Origin of the sequence: Roseateles puraquae (genome assembly GCF_002205845.1) — a bacterium.
Classification (GTDB): domain Bacteria; phylum Pseudomonadota; class Gammaproteobacteria; order Burkholderiales; family Burkholderiaceae_C; genus Pelomonas; species Pelomonas puraquae.
Genome location: NZ_NISI01000016.1, coordinates 15,973 through 32,113, shown reverse-complemented (window position 1 = coordinate 32,113; position 16,141 = coordinate 15,973). Strand labels below are relative to the sequence as shown.

12 protein-coding genes are annotated in these 16,141 nt (G+C 70.7%); 4 read left to right on the top strand and 8 right to left on the bottom strand.

Annotation, left to right across the window (positions count from 1 at the left end; genetic code table 11):
- Positions 1-8: 8 nt before the first annotated feature.
- The 7 genes from CDO81_RS24490 to puuE all read right to left on the bottom strand — a co-directional run bounded on the left by CDO81_RS24490 (position 9) and on the right by puuE (position 11,453).
- On the bottom strand, positions 9-2,297 hold the full coding sequence (locus tag CDO81_RS24490) for a TonB-dependent receptor (protein ID WP_088485952.1): 2,289 nt from the start codon (positions 2,295-2,297) through the stop codon (positions 9-11).
- Positions 2,298-2,503: 206 nt separating this feature from the next.
- The gene (locus CDO81_RS24485; protein WP_088485880.1) at positions 2,504-2,887 is read right to left on the bottom strand and encodes a DUF2946 family protein; all 384 of its coding nucleotides are present in this window, start codon (positions 2,885-2,887) and stop codon (positions 2,504-2,506) included.
- A 52-nt stretch (positions 2,888-2,939) separates the two neighbouring features.
- Positions 2,940-6,248: a CHASE domain-containing protein gene (locus CDO81_RS24480; RefSeq protein WP_144397392.1), complete on the bottom strand. Its 3,309-nt coding sequence runs from the start codon at positions 6,246-6,248 to the stop codon at positions 2,940-2,942.
- Between the two features lie 2 nt (positions 6,249-6,250).
- A complete protein-coding gene (locus CDO81_RS24475; RefSeq protein WP_088485878.1) occupies positions 6,251-7,222 on the bottom strand; it encodes a diguanylate cyclase domain-containing protein in 972 nt (323 codons plus the stop codon).
- Between the two features lie 190 nt (positions 7,223-7,412).
- Positions 7,413-8,717 carry a M20/M25/M40 family metallo-hydrolase gene (locus tag CDO81_RS24470; RefSeq protein WP_088485877.1) on the bottom strand — a complete coding sequence of 435 codons (1,305 nt, stop codon included), beginning with the start codon at positions 8,715-8,717 and terminating at the stop codon, positions 7,413-7,415.
- Positions 8,710-10,473, bottom strand: a complete 1,764-nt coding sequence (gene uraD / locus CDO81_RS24465) for a 2-oxo-4-hydroxy-4-carboxy-5-ureidoimidazoline decarboxylase (RefSeq protein WP_241517137.1) — start codon at positions 10,471-10,473, stop codon at positions 8,710-8,712. Before uraD ends, CDO81_RS24470 begins: the two co-directional genes overlap by 8 nt.
- A 23-nt stretch (positions 10,474-10,496) precedes the next feature.
- On the bottom strand, positions 10,497-11,453 hold the full coding sequence (gene puuE / locus CDO81_RS24460) for an allantoinase PuuE (protein WP_088485875.1): 957 nt from the start codon (positions 11,451-11,453) through the stop codon (positions 10,497-10,499).
- A gap of 32 nt (positions 11,454-11,485) precedes the next feature.
- On the opposite strand from puuE, the gene uraH reads away from it, so the two are divergent.
- Both uraH and xdhC read left to right on the top strand, forming a co-directional pair.
- A complete protein-coding gene (gene uraH / locus CDO81_RS24455; protein ID WP_088485874.1) occupies positions 11,486-11,839 on the top strand; it encodes a hydroxyisourate hydrolase in 354 nt (117 codons plus the stop codon).
- Positions 11,840-11,841: 2 nt separating this feature from the next.
- On the top strand, positions 11,842-12,627 hold the full coding sequence (xdhC, locus tag CDO81_RS24450) for a xanthine dehydrogenase accessory protein XdhC (RefSeq protein WP_241517136.1): 786 nt from the start codon (positions 11,842-11,844) through the stop codon (positions 12,625-12,627).
- On the opposite strand, the gene CDO81_RS24445 is transcribed toward xdhC, so the two are convergent.
- Positions 12,560-13,417 carry a substrate-binding periplasmic protein gene (locus CDO81_RS24445; RefSeq protein WP_088485873.1) on the bottom strand — a complete coding sequence of 286 codons (858 nt, stop codon included), beginning with the start codon at positions 13,415-13,417 and terminating at the stop codon, positions 12,560-12,562. The genes xdhC and CDO81_RS24445 overlap by 68 nt on opposite strands.
- Positions 13,418-13,598: 181 nt before the next feature.
- Between CDO81_RS24445 and CDO81_RS24440 the strand changes: the two genes are divergently transcribed.
- Both CDO81_RS24440 and CDO81_RS24435 read left to right on the top strand, forming a co-directional pair.
- Entirely contained in the window at positions 13,599-14,786 is a 1,188-nt protein-coding gene (locus CDO81_RS24440; RefSeq protein WP_088485872.1) for a urate hydroxylase PuuD, read from the top strand.
- On the top strand, positions 14,783-16,078 hold the full coding sequence (locus CDO81_RS24435) for a glycerate kinase type-2 family protein (RefSeq protein WP_088485871.1): 1,296 nt from the start codon (positions 14,783-14,785) through the stop codon (positions 16,076-16,078). Before CDO81_RS24440 ends, CDO81_RS24435 begins: the two co-directional genes overlap by 4 nt.
- Positions 16,079-16,141 lie beyond the last annotated feature (63 nt).

The window sequence follows — 16,141 nt, the reverse complement described above, 5'->3', positions numbered from 1 at the left end:
GGCGGTCCTCACAGGTCGAACTTCAACTCAGCGGAATAGCTGCGCTGCGGATACGGGTGGAAGTTCCAGTACTTGTCGTTGTTCAGGTTGTCCACACCGAACGCTGCACTCCACTGGCGGTCGATCTGCCAGCGCAGGCGCGCATCCGCCGTGAGGAACTTGCTGACGCCCTGGTAGGCGAAGCCGTTCACGTCGGCATTGTTGAGCGTGCGGTACTGCGGGCCGCTGTAGCGCACCGCGAGGTTGGCGCTCCAGGCTGCGTTGAGTCGGTAGCCCGCCTGCGCGGTGGCGCGCCAGCGCGCGATGTTGGGCTGCCACTTGCCCACGGTGTCGCCTGCCACCGCGACAAAGCCGCGGTTGGCCTTGATCTTGGAGTCGGTGTAGGTGAGGCTCATGGACAGGTCCAGCCCGCGCGTCAGCCAGTCCTGGGTGCCGAAGCTGGCTTCCAGGCCGGTGGTGCCCACCTTGTCGACGTTCTGCACGCGGCTGATGTTGCGGTTGGCCGCGGCGTCGAACGCGGTCTGCGAATACAGCGAGTCGCGCGTGGTTTCAGCGAACAGCGTGACCCGCGACTGCAGCGGCCCCCACAGGCCTTCGGCGCTGAGCTCCGCGGTCCACGACTTCTCGGGCTTCAGGTTGGGGTCGTTGATGTAGAGCGAGTTGGTGGTGGAGGTTGCCCCATAGAGCTCGCTGACGGTGGGCATGCGCACGGCGCGGCCCACGGACGCCTTCAGCACCGTGTTCTCCAGCGCCTGCCAGGACAGCGCAAGCTTGGGCGACAGGAAATGCTCGCGCCGCGTGGGGTAGCTGAGCTTGCTGCTGCCGGAGAAATCCGTGCGGCCATCGCTCGCCTCCCAGCGCTCCGCGCGCAGGCCGGCCACGGCCTTCCAGTCGGGCGCGATCAGCCAGGCGTCCTGCACGTAGGCCGCCTGCAGCGTGGTGTTGCCGCTCACATTGCTGGTCAAGGTGCCCGGGCCGTCCTGCAGATAGTTGTTGGTCAGGCTGGTGGTGATGTAGCGGAGCTGGTAGCTGTCTTGCTGCAGGCCGACGTCCACGACATGGTCGGTGCCCGCCGGCCGCCAGATGCCCTTGGCGGCCAGCGTGTGCCAGCCCGTGCCGCTGCCATCGGCCAGCGTGCCCGCGCCGCCGTTCAAGGCGCTGGGCTGCGCGTTGGTGGCGGCGTTCTGGCGCTTCTCGTCGCGGCCGTAGTCGTAGAGGCTGGCGGCCAGTTCCCAGTCCCAGGTGCCGCCGCTGCGGCTCTTCAGCGACAGGCCATGCATGGTGTGGCTGAGCTTCTCGCGGGTGACGGCGAGGTCGCCCCCGGTGAGCGCGGCGTACTGCTTGCCGTCGATGACGATGGCGCCGCTGGTCACCGGCTGCCCGGCGGCATTGCGCAGATAGCTCTCGGAGTTGCCGTCAGCGTCATTGCGCCAGGCACCGAACACATAGCTGGCGCGCAGGGTCGGGCTCAGGTCATAGGCGAACTTGAGTTTGAGGTGGTCCTGCACCGTGCGGTACTGGGTGCCCGCGCCAATCAGCCACCAGGCCTGATTGGCGTTGTTCAGGCCGGCGACCGCGCCGGTGACCGGCGTGCCGGTGGTGACGGCCGTGCCGGAGGACACCAGCCGGGTGGCGAAGGTCAGCGGCTGGCCGTCGCTGTCGGTGCGGTTGACGTTGATCCACCAGCTCAGATCGCCGTCCCGGCTGCCCACCGAGGCGCTGGCCTGCCAGGCGCGGTAGGTGGTGTCGGTGTTGTAGAGCTTGAAGGGCTGGCTCACATAGCCGACCTTGGCGTGGGCCTCGAACTTCGTCGGCATGCGGGTCACGTAGTCGACCACGGCGCCCACCGAGTTGCCGGGGTAGGCGGCCGAGAAGGGGCCGTACATCACGTCCACCCGCTCGATCTCCTCCGGCGTGACCAGGCCCCAGCGCGGCGGGAAGCTCAGCCCGCCCACGCCGTTGCCCAGGAAGTTGGATAGGAGGATGCCGTCGGCATAGACCGCCGAGCGCGCACTGTTGCCGGTGCCCGAGGCGCGGCTGGACAGGATGGCGTGGTTGTAGTCGCCGATGTAGCGCTTGCGCACCAACAGGCTCGGCAGGTACTTGAGCGCATCCTCCGAGTCGGTCGCATTGATGTTGCGCTCGATGTCCTCGCGCGTGACGGTTTCGCGCGTGGTGGGGATGTTGGTGGGCAGGGAGCTGGGTGAGGCGCCTTGCACGCGCACCAGGCCGAGCTTGGCGCGTGGGGCGGGCGTGTCGCCCTCCTGCGCAGCGGTGCCGGCCGCGGCGCTGGCCATGGGCGCGGGCGTGTCGTCGCAATCGCAGTCGTCGCAGGCCAGGGCCAGGCCAGGCAGCAGGTAGAGCGCCGCGCAGGCCGCAGCCGCGCGCGCGAGAAGAGTCTTGTTCATGAGCAGCAGTGATCGAACCAGGCCCGCGCGCCGCGGCCAGGCCGGGCGGGCAGGCAAATGCCGGCCCCAAGGGGCGCGACAGCGTCAGGGAGCGATCAAGCGGCGGGAGGGGCGCGCGCGCTGGCGGGGCGCCAGGCGTGGGCGGTGACCGGGGCGGTCCAGAAGCGTTCAGGCGCTTGCAGCAGCAGGTCGTTGCGCAGCGTCAGCGGCAGGGGCGCGGGAGGCGGTGCCAGGTCGCCGGTGCCGATGTGGCAGGCGGGGCAGTGCCCTTTGGCCAGCAGGTCCAGGGCCGCTTCGAGCGGCTTGGGCTGCAGGCTGTTGCTGGCAGCCGGCGAGCGGCAGACATCCTGCAGCGCCGCGAAGTCGCCCCGGGCATGGGCCAGCGCGGCGCTGATGCCGGGGGCGAGCACGCCCAGCAGGAACACGACGATCAGCCAGCCGAGGTGGCGGCGTGAGCGGGCGTGGTTCAGGCGGAGCATGGTGGCGCATTCTAGGTGTCTGCGCGGGCGTCACGCGCTGTCGCGCAAACGCTTATGCGCCGTGAACCTCTGCGCTTTGCTGTGGCTCGCTGCTGGTGACCAGCCCGGCATCTTCCAGGACCTGCACCGCCGCATCGAAGGCCAGCGACTCGACATGCTGCACCAGCCGCGCAAAGGCGAGGTCGCCCAGTTGACGGCGCAGCGCGGGGCGCAGCGGCTGGAAGCTGTCCAGGGCCTGCAAGTCGTTGGCCTTGAGCTGCCGCTGCCATGCGTGCAGCGCCTGCGCGCTGAGTGGCGCGCTGGTGCCGGCATCGGCATCGGCAGCAGGGGCTGCCGGCAGGCGCGCGCGCTCGGCCTCGAAGCCGGGCCGCAGTGCGGCCATCTTGGCCAGCACGGGGCGGGCCTGGGTGGTGTCGCCGGCACGCAGCAGCCGCTCGGCTTGGGCGGCCAGCGTCTGCAGCGTCGTCGCAGCCAGGGTGCCTGCGGTGCCCTTGAGGTCGTGCAGCCGCGCGGTCAGCGTGGCGTGCGGCGCGACGGACAGCGCCTCGGGCGGCAGCTCCCGCAGCGTGGCCAGCACATGGTCGAGCAGCCGGCCCAGCAGCCGTGTGTCGCCCTTGAGCTGGCGGTAGGCCCGCTCGGCGTCCATGCCGGCCAGGCGCGGCCATTCGGGCGGGCAGGGCGAGGCCGCAGCCGTCGCGTCTTGCGGGCCGGAGGCTGCCGGCTGGCCCGCCCGCAGGCGGCGGATGGTGGCCACGAGGTGCTCGGGGTCGAAGGGTTTGCCGACGATGGCGTTCATGCCGGCCGAGAGCCCGAGCTGCTGCTCGTCAGCCCCCACGCCGGCGGTCAGGCCGATGACGGGCAGCGCCAGCAGGCCGGGCGTGGCCCGGATGCGCCGGGTGGCGCTCAGCCCGTCGAGCACGGGCATCTGCACGTCCATCAACACGGCGTCGAAGGTGGCGCCGGTGGCCAGCGTGGCGAGGGCTTCCTGGCCGTTGACGCTCAACACCACGTCCGCGCCTTCGCTGCGCAGCAGCCGCGAGGCGACCTCGCGGTTCATGTCGATGTCGTCCACCACCAGCAGCCGCAGGCCGGTCAGGCCCTGGCCTCGGGGCACTGGCACTGCGGTGACGTCGGCGGTCAGCGCCTCCTGGCTCACCGGCAGCTGCAGGTCCACGCGGAACTCGCTGCCTTTGCCCGGTGCGCTTTGCAGATTGATCTGGCCCGACATCAGCGCCACCAGCTGCCGCACGATGGACAAGCCCAGGCCCGTGCCGCCAAAGCGGCGGGTCGTGGAGGTGTCGGCCTGCACGAAGGGCTGGAAGAGCTGGCCCTGCACCTCGGCCGGGATGCCGATGCCGGTGTCGGTCACGCGCAGGCTCACGTCGGCAGCAGGGCCTGTCGCGGCGGCCACAGCGGTCAGTTGCACCTGCAGGCGCACGCCGCCGGTGCTGGTGAACTTGACGGCATTGCTCAGCAGGTTGAGCAGCACCTGGCGCAGCCGTGTGCTGTCACCCACCAGCGTCCGGGGGGCGTCACCCAACACCATGACCTCGAAGCCGATGCCCTTGTCTTCGGCCGCCACGCTGATGAGCGAGGCCACGTCACGCACGACGGCGTCGATGTCAAACGGCGCCGCCTCCAGTCGCATCTCGCCGGCCTCGATCTTGGAGAGATCCAGCACGTCATTGATGATCGACAGCAGGCCCTTGCTGGCCACTTGGATGCGCGCCAGCAAGCCGGTCTGGTCGTCGTCAAGCGCGGTCTTGCCCAGCACATGCGACAGGCCCATCACCGCGTTCATCGGCGTGCGGATCTCGTGGCTCATGTTGGCCAGGAACCGGCTCTTCGCCTCGTTGGCCTCGCGCGCCTGCTGCATGGCGGCTTCGAGCATGGCGGTGCGTTCGCGCACCTGGTCTTCCAGGCTGGCGTTGAGTTCGCGCATGCGCTGCTCGGCGGCGCGGGCCTCGCGCACGTCACGCAGGATCTTGGCGGCGCCCACCACCACGCCATTGGCATCATGGATGGGCGAGGCGGTGATGGAGACCGGGATGAGCGTGCCGTCGCTCGCGCGCCGCAGGGTCTCGAACACCTGCACCCGGTCACCTCCGGCCACGGTGCGACGGATGTCTTCATCCTCTCGCTCCAAGCCCTGGGGCAGCAGCAACTCGGTGGCGGTGCGGCCTTTGGCCTGCTCGATGGGATAACCGAACAGCCGGGCGGCGCCGCCGTTCCAGTCGGTGATGACGCCGTCCAGGTTCTGCACGATGACCGCATCGCTGCTGCCCTCGACGATGGCCGCACGGCGGGCCTGTTCCAGCCGCTGCCCCCGGGTGCGGTCCATCAGCTGCAGCAGCGCGGCGATGAGGCCCGAGCAGGCGAGGCCGAGGACGAGGGCTTCCAGCGCCTCGGTGGCGGGCGAAGGCTGCTTCAGGGCCGCGAGAAAGGCCGGTGAGGGGCGCAAACGCACATCCCAGGTGCGGCCGTACAAGGTCATCGGCAGGCGCACCTCCAGCGCGTCGTCGGCCATGACGCTGTCGGGGCGGGCACTGTGGAAGGCGGTGGTGGCGTCCGCCTCGCGGTCGTACAGGTCCAGCGAGAACTGGTCTTCGTCCACGTCCAGGCCCTGCATCACGTCATCCACCAGCAGTGGGGCATACGACCAGCCGATCAGGGCGTTCTCGCGCTCGTGGGGCGTGCCGGTGGGCGCGCCAGGTTGGTAGATGGGCAGCAACAGCAGCAGCCCGCGTGAGGTGCTGCCCGAGGCCTGCACCAGGGTGATGGGTGCGCTGAGCGTGGCCTTGCCGCTCACGGCGGCCAGGTCGGCGGCGTCGCGGCGGCGGAGTTCGGAGGCAATGTCCAGGCCGATGGCTTCGCGGTTGCGTGCCAGGGGTTCGACCAGGGTGATGACGTAGCGCTCACCGCCGTGAGGTTCGAACTGGCGCACCGAGAAGTTTTCCAGGCCGCCGGCCTGCATGCGGTGCACGAAACCCGGTTGGTCTGCCTCGGCCACGCGCCAGATGACACCGAAGCCCCGTGCGCCGGGGAACTCCCGTTCGATCTGGCGCGAGTCGGCATAGCGCTGGAAGGCTTCGCGGGTGGTGGTGCCGTTCCCGGCCAACACCACGCCGCGGGCGCCGCGCAGCCCGTACTCATAGCGGCGCAGCCGCTCGCCCACCTCGAAGGTCACCCGGTTGGCGAGAGCCTCGAAGCGGGTCGCCGCATCGGCGCGGTTGTTCTGGAGCTGCGCGATGTAGGCCAGGCTCGCGGTGAAGAGGCCGGTGGCCAGCATCACCGCCATCACGGCCAGGGCGCGGGGGCCCGGTGCCAGGGCCTTGCGGGAGCGCTGCCAGAAGCTCGTCATGGTCAGGCCGGGCAACGGGTCGCGTTGATGGGTGCGGGAACGTACGAGCCGGCGGCGGCGTCCGGTGTCGCCCGCGCGACCGGGCCGACACGGCTGCGGCCTGCGGCCTTGGCGTCGTACAGGGCCTCGCCGGCGCGCTTCATCAGCGCCTGCTCGGCGCCGTCGTGGGGCGACGGGCGGGGCACCCAGCCGGCCACGCCGAGGCTGACCGTGACGTGGTCGGCGGTCAGGGACGCCGCATGGGGCAGGGCGAGCTGGCCGATGGCCTGGCAGATCGCTTCGGCCACCTCGCGTGCGCCCTCGGGCGTGGTGTTGGGCAGCAGCACCGCGAATTCTTCGCCGCCCACCCGGGCCGCCAGATCGCCAGGTCGGCGGGCCAGGCCGCCGAGCGCCGCCGCGACCGCGCGCAGGCAGGCATCGCCTGCCGGGTGGCCGTAGTGGTCGTTGTAGCGCTTGAAGTGGTCCACATCGAGCAACACCAGCGACAGGGGCGTGCCGGTGCGCAGGCTGCGCTGCCATTCGCGGCTGAGGTGCTGGTCGAAGCTGCCCCGGTTGTGCAGGCCCGTGAGTCCGTCACGTTGAGCCGTGCGGCGGAGTTCGTCGGTCAGGTGCTTCAGGCGCAAATGGGTCGTGACACGGGCCACCAGCAGAGGTTCGCGCACGGGCTTGGCGATGAAATCCACCGCACCGGCAGCCAGGCCACGCAACTCCGCCTCCAGATCGTCATGGCTGGTGACGAAGATGACGGGGATGGCCTCCAGCGCGGCGTCTGCCCGCATGGCGGCGCAGACTTCGAAGCCGTCCATCTCGGGCATTTCGGCGTCCAGCAGGACCAGGTCGGGTGGGTCCAGCCGCATCTGGCGCAGGGCGGCAGCGCCGCTGGTGGCAAACCTCACCTGCCCGAGGCCCGCCAGCATGGGGGCCATGACCTGGATCAAGGGGGCGTTGTCGTCGACGATGAGGATGGTGGGCATGGTGCAGCTTCGTGGGCGGGCGGTGGGGCTCGCTGTTGACGAATCCCTGGCGTGATGGCTATCAATTTTGCCAATTGATGGGCGCGACTGCACGGGGTGCATGCACCTAAATTGATAACAATGACACGCTTGCCCGCCGTCCCAGCGGCGGTCGGTGCGGCTTGGGCAGCCGCTCGAGCGTTGCCCGTCCTCAGGCTGCGAGCAGCTCCGCCAGCGCCAGGGCCACGACGCGGGTTGCGCCTTGCAGGTCGGCCAGGTTCAGGTGCTCGTCGGCGCGCTTGGCGTTGCTCTCCAGTACGGTGCGCGGGCCGGCGCCGTAGATGGCCGCCGGGATGCCATGGGCGGTGTAGAGGCGCACGTCGGTGTACAGCGGCGTGCCCGAGGTGGGGATGGGCTCGCCGAACACCGCCTCGCCGTGCTTCTGCAGCGCGGCCACCAGCGGTGCGGCGCTGGGCAGCGGCTTCATGGCATGGGCGAGCAGCAGGCGCTTGATGTCGAGCCGGATGCCGGGGCAGGCAGCCACCGTCTGCTCGATGAGCGCGCGCACCTCGGCTTCCACGGCGGCCGGGTCTTCCTCGGGGATCATCCGCCGGTCGAGCTTGAGCACCACCTTGCCGGGGACGACATTGGTGTTGCTACCGCCCTCGATGCGACCCACGTTCAGGTAGGGGTGGGTGATGCCGGCCACTTGCGACTGCCGGGTGCGCAGCACGTCGTTGTGCGCATAGAGCGCCGTCAGCAGCCGGGTGGCGGCCTGCAGCGCGTCCACGCCGGTGTGCGGGTAGGCGGCATGCGAGGCCAGGCCGTGCAGCGTCACCTCCATCTGCAGGCAGCCGTTGTGAGCGGTGACGACCTGGTAGCTGAAGCCCGCCGCGATCAGGTAATCGGGCCGGGTGAGGCCTTGGGCCAGCAGCCAGCCGGGGCCGAGCTCGCCACCGAACTCCTCGTCGTAGGTGAAGTGCAGCTCGACCGCGCCCTTGAGCGGCAGGCCCGAGTTCTTGAGCGCCAGCAGCGCATAGGTGTAGGTGGCGAAGTCACTCTTGCTGACGGCTGCGGCGCGGCCATACAGCTTGCCGTCCATGAGGTGGGGCGCTGGGCCGCTCCCGAGGCCCACCGCGTCCCCTTGGGGGACCGCCGGCGTACCCGCTGGCGAGGGGTAAACAATCTCAGCGCCGTAGGGGTCGTGGGTCCAGCCCTCGCCCGGCGGCACGACGTCGCCATGCGCGTTCAGCGCAATCGTCGGTCCGCCCTCGCTGAAGCGGTGACGCACGATGAGGTTGGTGATGGACTGCATGCCCGCGGCCTGTACCTCGGCGGCAGGCACCGCGTGGCGCTCCACCTCGAAGCCCAGCGCCGTCAACAGCTCGGCCGTGCGCTCGGCATGTGGTGCGTTGTTGCCGGGCGGGGTGTCGGTAGGCACGCGCACCAGGGCTTGCAGAAAGCGGACCTGGTCGTCGAAGTGGGTGGCGATCCAGGTGGTGATGGGTTCAGACATGCAGGTTCTCGATCAGATGCTCAAAGGCGGCGACCGCCAGCTCGGCGTCGTCCACCGTCACGGACTCCAGCGGGTTGTGGCTGATGCCGCCATTGCCCCCGCGCACGAAGAGCATGGCTTGCGGCAGCAGTTCGTGCAGCTTCATCGCGTCGTGGCCGGCGCCCGAGGGCAGGCGGTGCAGCGGCAGGCCCAGGGCCGTGACGGCGGCTTCCCAGCGGGCCTGCCAGGCCGGGTGGCTGGGCGCGGCATTGGCCGCCAGCGTCGGCTGCAGCGTGAAGCTCAGGCCGCGGCGCTGGCAGATCTCGTCGAGCTTGGCGCGGACGTCGGCATCCAGCGCATCACGGGCCTCGTCCGTCGTGGCGCGCAGGTCCAGGCTGAAGCGGCAGTGGCCGGGGATGACGTTGATGGAGCCCGAGGGCACCTCCAGCATGCCCACGGTGCCCACCACGTCGGGCACCGCGGCGGCGCGCTGCTCGCAGAAGAGGATGAGCTCGGCGACGCCCGCGGCGGCATCACGGCGCTGGCCCATCGGCGTCGTGCCCGCGTGGCTGGCCAGGCCGATGACCTCGCCGGTGTAGCGCCGGCTGCCGTTGATGCTGGTGACGATGCCCAGCGGCAGGTCCAGGCTGTCCAGCACCGGCCCCTGCTCGATGTGCACCTCCACGAAGCCGAGGTAGCGCGCCGGGTCGCGGCGCAGGGCCTGGATGGCCTCGTCGCTGCCCGGCAGGCCGGCGGCGCGCATGGCGTCGGCCAGCGTGATGCCGGCGGCATCCGTGCGGGCCAGCCAGTCGGCGTCGAAGGCACCGATGACCGCGCTGGACGCGAGGAAGTCGGCCGGGAAACGCTGGCACTCTTCTTCCGAAAAGCCCACCACTTCCAGGCCAAAGGGCAGGCGGCGCCCGGCGCGGTGCAGGTCTCGCACCACCAGCATCGGCACGAAGATGCCCAGGCGGCCGTCGAAGCGCCCGGCGCGGCGCACGGTGTCGAAGTGGCTGCCGGTCAGCAGGCGTTGGCCGGCGGTTGCGCCTGCGGTGCCGTGGTAGACGCCCACCACATTGCCAACCGCATCGCGGTGCACGTCGTCGAAGCCGCAATCGCGCATCCACGCCATCAGCTGCTCGGCGACGGCGGTGTGGGCAGGCGTGGCGTAGGTGCAGGTCAGGAACTCGGCGTCATCGCTGTGGCGGGCCAGCTCGGCCGCCCAGTCCCAGAGCTGCTGGCCGCGGGCGGGCTGCACGCCGCACTTGTCGTTCAGGCGGATCTCGGCGATGCGGTGGATCTGCCGCAGGCATTCGGCCCGCTCCAGGTCGGGGTGGGCGCGCAGGCGGCGTTCGAAGGTCGCGATGATCTCCTGGCGGGTGAGGCCCAGGCCACGCGGGCCGCGCACCGCCAGGATGAACGGGAAGCCGAAACGCGCGTTGTAGGCCGCGTTGAGCTCTTGCAGCTTGGCGAACTCCTCGGGCGTGCAGGCGGTCAGGCCGGCCTTGCTCTGCTCGTTCGTCGACTCGGCCGTCAGCTCGCCCGCCACGGCGGCCTTGCCGGCGAGCTCCGGGTGGGCGCGGATCAGGCCGAGCTGCTCGTCCACGGTGGCCTCGCGCACCACGCGGGCCAGGGCCACCTTGAGCGCGGCGAGGGACGCGAACGGCCGCGCGGCGGCGGCGCGCTCGGCGATCCACGGCGAATGTTCGTAGGTGCCGTCCAGCAGGGCGACGAAATCGGCCACCGAGGCGGCGTTGAGTTGATCTAGAAAATGCACTCTGACCCCATTTTCATGGTCGTTCATTCCCACACGAAGGCGGTGCGGGCGTCGAAGGGATGGGTGGCCTTCCAGTGGCGGGCGATGTCCAGGCGGCGGCAGACCCAGACGCGGTCGTGGGCTTCGATGTGGTCGAGGAACTTCTGCAGGGCGCGCATCCGCCCGGGGCGGCCGAGCAGGCGGCAGTGCATCCCGATGCTCATCATCTTGGGGCTGTCGGCACCCTCGGCGTAGAGCACGTCGAAGCTGTCCTTCAGGTACTCGAAGAAGGGCTGGCCATGGCTGAAGCCCTGCGGAAGGGCGAAGCGCATGTCGTTGCAGTCCAGCGTGTAGGGCACGACGAGATGAGGCGCGAGGCTGCCGTCGGTTTTGCGCACCTGCAGCCAGAAGGGCAGGTCGTCGCCGTAGTAGTCGCTGTCGTACTCGAAGCCGCCGAAGTCCGCCACCAGGCGCCGCGTGTTGGGGCTGTCGCGGCCGGTGTACCAGCCCAGGCCGTGCGGGTCGCGGCCCAGGGTCAGGCGCTGCAGGCTGGCCATGGCCTGGGCCATGTGGGCGCGCTCGGTGGCTTCGTCCATGCCCTGGTAGTGGATCCAGCGCCAGCCATGCGAGGCGATCTCGTGGTCGAGTTCCACGAAGGCCTGGGTCAGGTCGGGGTGGCGCTCCAGCGCCATGCCCACACCGAAGACGGTCAGCGGCAGTGCGCGCTGCTCGAATTCCTTCAGCAAGCGCCACACGCCGACGCGCGAGCCGTACTCGTAGATGCCTTCCATGCTCAGGTGCCGCGCCGGGTAACTGGCTGGGTTGAACATCTCCGACAGGAACTGCTCGCTGCCCGCATCGCCGTGCAGCACCGAGTTCTCGCCGCCTTCCTCGTAGTTCAGCACGAACTGCACGGCCACCCGGGCCTGGCCCGGCCACTGCGCGTGCGGTGGGTTCTCGCCGTAGCCGATCAGGTCGCGGGGATAACGGGGTGTGCTCATCCCTACACTTTGCACCAAGGATTGGAGTTCTCATGGGCAAACTGACAACACATGTGCTCGACACCGCCAACGGCTGCCCTGCGGCCGGCATGGCCGTGCGGCTGTACCGCGTCGACGCTGAAGGCCCCAAGTGGCTGCGCAGCCTGACGCTGAACCACGACGGCCGGGCCGACGGCCCCGTGCTCGAAGGCGCAGCCTTCACGGCTGGCCGCTACCGCCTGGTGTTCGAGGTGGCGGCTTATTTCCGCGCCCGCGGCGACAACCTGCCCGAGCCGGCCTTCCTGGACGAGGTGCCGCTGGACTTTGGCATCGCCGACGCCGACAGCCACTACCACGTGCCCCTGCTGGCCTCGCCCTGGGCCTATTCCACCTACCGGGGCAGCTGAACGTGACCGACACGGTGCTGGTCACCGTCGCGCGCACCCAGGGCAGCGTGCCGCGCGAGGCCGGCGCCTGGATGGCGGTGACGGCCGAGGGACTCACTGGCACGGTCGGGGGCGGCCATCTGGAGTTCGACGCCATCGCCCGTGCGCGTGCCGCGCTGGCGGGCGGCGACCTGGCCGAGGAGGTGCGCTACCCGCTCGGCCCGAGCCTTGGCCAGTGCTGCGGCGGCGTGGTGTGGCTGCGCTTTGCCCGCGTCCCGGCGGGCGACGATCTCGCCGCTCACCTGCCCCAGCCGCCCTTGCGGCCGGTCGCACTGTTCGGCGCCGGTCATGTCGGCGAGGTGCTGGCGCGCTTTGCCCGGGAGCTACCGCTGGCGCTGCACTGGGTGGACAGCCGCGAGGGCCAGTTCCCGCCCGGCCCGCCGCCGCGCGGCTGGCAGCACGAGGTGGCCGACCCGCCCGCTGACGCGGTGCCGGACCTGGCACCTGGCTCGGCCGTGCTCGTGATGACGCACAACCATGCGGAAGACTTCGACATCATCGCGGCCTGCCTGCGCCGTGCCCGCGAGCAGGCGGACCTGCCCTTCATCGGCATGATCGGCAGCCGCACCAAATGGGCGAGCTTTCGTCAGCGGCTGCAGGCCCGGGGGTTTGGCGACGGCGACCTGGCTCGGGTGACCTGCCCCATCGGCGTGCCCGGCGTGGCGGGCAAGCAGCCCGGCGTCATTGCCGTGGCCGTGCTGGCGCAGATGCTGGCGTTGCCGCTGGCGGCGCAGCCGGCGCCGGATTGAGCACCAGGCTGCGCCCGGGTTGGGCGTGCAGCCGGGCATTCGGTGTCGCGATCTCGCGCTCGTAGTCCGTCCAGGCCTGCTGGATCTCGCCGCGGTCGCGCATGCCGCGCAGCACCTGCTCCAGCGCCGGCACCCAGGCCGTACGCGATTCGTGCACGCCGTGATAGAGCGTCGTGCGCGCCAGCGGCGTCGGGATGACGCAGATGGCGCCCTGGCGGGTCTCCACCGGCACTTCCACCATCCAGGGGGTGCTCAGCGTGAGGGCGTAGTCGGCGCTGCCGTTGGCCAGGCTCAGGAAGGCATCGGCCGGCGTGTTCGCGGGCAGGCGGGCTGCCTCCGGTACCAGCGCTTCGGCGGCCGCCATGCCGCGCTGCATGCTGACGCGGCTGCGGCCCAGCTCCTCGGCGGTGATGCTGCGAGCGCAGGGCGGGCGCGCATAGGCATAGAGCTGCAGTTGTAGCAGCGGCACGTCCACCTTGCGCAGTTGCGGCACCTGCTCGAAATAGGTGTCGGTGCGCATGGCCACCGCATCCAGCCGGCCGGCGCGCAATTCGATGGTGGCCCGGGGCAGCGGAAGCGGCAGGTATTCCACCTCCAGGTTCAGGCTGGCATAGGCGCGCTTGAGCAGCGCCTCGGCGGGCGGGAAATAGCTGCGCTCCACATTGGTGGCCATGCGCACTGGCGCCGCCGTCTGGGCGTTGGCCAGCCCGGCGGCCATCGCTGCGGCCAGCCCAACCGCCAGCTTCAGGGCAGGCATCAGCAACACGGGGCGGGCGGTCGGCAGCGGCATGGGGCGATTCTGAGCCGAGCCTGTCGCCGTTGCGTATGCGGCAAATCACGCTTGGTCGGTTTGATGTGGGCCTGCCTACACTCCGGCCTGTCGCCGCGGAGTCGGGCTGCGCAGCCCGTGGACGCGACCCCTGGGCCCCACAGCACCCGCCGTGGTGGTGGCCGTAAGTGACCGCTGCCTCATGGACATCTATCTGCTCGACTGGGCCAACCTGCTGCTGCGCTGGTTGCACGTCATCACCGTCATCGCCTGGATCGGCGCCTCCTTCTACTTCGTCTGGCTCGACAACCACCTCGTCAAGCCAACCGCCGACGACCTCAAGGCCAAGGGCGTGGACGGCGAGCTCTGGGCCGTGCACGGCGGCGGCTTCTACAACCCGCAGAAGTACCTGGTGGCGCCGGCCAACCTGCCCAAGGACCTGCATTGGTTCTATTGGGAGAGCTACTGGACCTGGATGAGCGGCTTCGCCCTCTTCGTGGTGCTCTACCTGTTCAACGCCAGCCAGATGCTGATCGACACGCGGGTGCATGCCTGGGGCGCGCCCTGGCAGGCGGTGCTTGCCGCGCTCGGTTTCCTGGTCGTGGGCACGGCGGTATATGACATCGCCTGCCGCACGCTGGGCCGCACGCGTGACGGCGCCATCGGCCATGACGGCCGGGTGATGGCCGTGGTGGCCGTCTTCGTGGTGGCGGCCACCTGGCTGGCCTGCCAGCTCTTCGCCGGCCGCGCGGCCTTCCTGCTGATCGGCGCCACGCTGGCCACCATGATGACCGCCAACGTGGCGCACTGGATCATCCCGGGCCAGAAGAAAGTCATCGCCCAGATGCGCGCGGGCCAGAAGCCCGACCCCATCCATGGCCAGCGCGGCAAGCAGCGCAGCGTGCACAACACCTATTTCGGCCTGCCGGTGCTGATCGCGATGCTCAGCAACCACTACGGCATGCTGCACCAACATCCGCACAACTGGGTGGTGCTGTGCGTGCTGATGGCCGCGGGCGTGGCCATCCGCGTGTTCTTCGTGAAGCGCCACAAGGGCGTCAACAGCTGGGGCGCCGTCGTGCTGGCCCTGGCGCTGCTGGCGGGCCTCATCGTGTGGATGTCGCCCCGCCCGCAGCCGGCCGCTGCCGCTGCCGCCGAGCCTGTGACCCTGGCCCAGGTGCAGGCCATCGCGGCCCAGCGCTGCCTGGCCTGCCATGCCGGTGAGGCCGCGCAAAAGGGAGTGCGGCTCGACAGCGCCGAAGGCCTGGCCGCACACAAGGCCCAGATCCACCAGCAGGTGGTCGTGCAGCGCGCCATGCCGCTGAACAACGCCACCGGCCTGACCGAAGACGAACGCGCCCTGATCGGCCGCTGGACCCTGCAACCATGACCCTCGACCCTCGCGCCCTGCTGCGCCAGCTCTACGACGTCGCCGTGGCCAGCGCCTTGCCGGGCCGTGTGCTGGCGGCCCACCTGCCCCCGCCGCCCGAGCCCGGGCGTGGTCGCACGCTGGTGCTGGGTGCGGGCAAGGCCGGTGGTGCGATGGCACAGGCCCTGGAGGCCGCGTGGCCGGCCGAGGCGCCGCTGTCGGGCCTCGTCATCACCCGCTACGGCCATGTGCCTCTGGGCGGGCGGCCGCGGCGGCTGGAGGTGGTGGAGGCTGCGCATCCGGTGCCGGACGCCGCCGGGCTGGCCGCCAGCGAGCGCCTGCTGGCCTTGACCCGCGGCCTCACGGCAGACGACCTCGTCATCTGTCTCATCTCGGGCGGCGGCTCGGCGTTGATGAGCCTGCCCGCGCCCGGCCTGACGCTCGCCGACAAGCAGGCCGTGAACCGCGCGCTGCTGGCCAGCGGCGCCACCATCGGCGAGATGAACTGTGTGCGCAAGCACCTGTCGGCCATCAAAGGTGGCCGGCTGGCCGCGGCCTGTGCGCCGGCGCGCGTGGTCACGCTGATGATCAGCGACGTGCCCGGCGACGATCCCGCCGTCATCGCCTCCGGCCCCACCGTGGCAGACGCCACCACCTGCGCCGATGCCTTGGCGATCTGCCACCGCTACCAGATCGACCTGCCTGCGGCGGCCCGCGCGGGGCTGGCCTCCGGTGCCTTCGAGACGCCCAAGCCGGGCGACCCGCGCCTGGCCGGGCACACGCTCGTCATGCTCTCCACGCCGCAGATGAGCCTGGAGGCGGCTGCCGATGCGGCCCGCGCGCAAGGCCTGGCGGCCCATGTCCTGAGCGACGAGATCGAAGGTGAATCGCGCGTGGTGGGCGGCGTTCATGCGGCGCTGGCCCGCGCGGTGGCGCGGCGCGGCGAGCCGTTCGCGCGGCCCTGTGTGATCCTGTCCGGCGGCGAGACCACCGTGACCGTCAACCCCAGCCGCGCACCGGGCCGCGGTGGGCGGGCGACCGAGTTCCTGCTGGGTTGCGCGCTGGCGCTGCAGGGCGAGCCGGGCGTGCATGCGCTGGCCGCCGACACCGACGGCATCGACGGCGTCGGCCCGCATGCGGGGGCGCTGCTCACACCCACCAGCCTGGCCCGCGCCCGGGCCCTGGGCCTGAACGCGCAGGCGCTGCTCGATGCGCATGACAGTGCGAGCTTCTTCGAGCCGCTGGGCGATCTGCTCGTGCCGGGCCCGACCTTCACGAATGTCAACGATTTCCGTGCATTGCTGATCACTTGAGGCCGCGCTGCAGCGTCCCGCGGAGGGCAGGCCGCGCCTAGACTGGCCCGGTCCTCATCGCCA

Bases quoted from the DNA above. Each gene is read 5' to 3' on its own strand.
- CDO81_RS24490 (WP_088485952.1), bottom strand. From the start codon at position 2,297: ATGGCCAGCGCCGCGGCCGGCACCGCTGCGCAGGAGGGCGACACGCCC.
- CDO81_RS24485 (WP_088485880.1), bottom strand. From the start codon at position 2,887: ATGCTCCGCCTGAACCACGCCCGCTCACGCCGCCACCTCGGCTGGCTG.
- CDO81_RS24480 (WP_144397392.1), bottom strand. From the start codon at position 6,248: ATGACGAGCTTCTGGCAGCGCTCCCGCAAGGCCCTGGCACCGGGCCCC.
- CDO81_RS24475 (WP_088485878.1), bottom strand. From the start codon at position 7,222: ATGCCCACCATCCTCATCGTCGACGACAACGCCCCCTTGATCCAGGTC.
- CDO81_RS24470 (WP_088485877.1), bottom strand. From the start codon at position 8,717: ATGTCTGAACCCATCACCACCTGGATCGCCACCCACTTCGACGACCAG.
- puuE (WP_088485875.1), bottom strand. From the start codon at position 11,453: ATGAGCACACCCCGTTATCCCCGCGACCTGATCGGCTACGGCGAGAAC.
- uraH (WP_088485874.1), top strand. From the start codon at position 11,486: ATGGGCAAACTGACAACACATGTGCTCGACACCGCCAACGGCTGCCCT.
- CDO81_RS24445 (WP_088485873.1), bottom strand. From the start codon at position 13,417: ATGCCGCTGCCGACCGCCCGCCCCGTGTTGCTGATGCCTGCCCTGAAG.
- CDO81_RS24440 (WP_088485872.1), top strand. From the start codon at position 13,599: ATGGACATCTATCTGCTCGACTGGGCCAACCTGCTGCTGCGCTGGTTG.
- CDO81_RS24435 (WP_088485871.1), top strand. From the start codon at position 14,783: ATGACCCTCGACCCTCGCGCCCTGCTGCGCCAGCTCTACGACGTCGCC.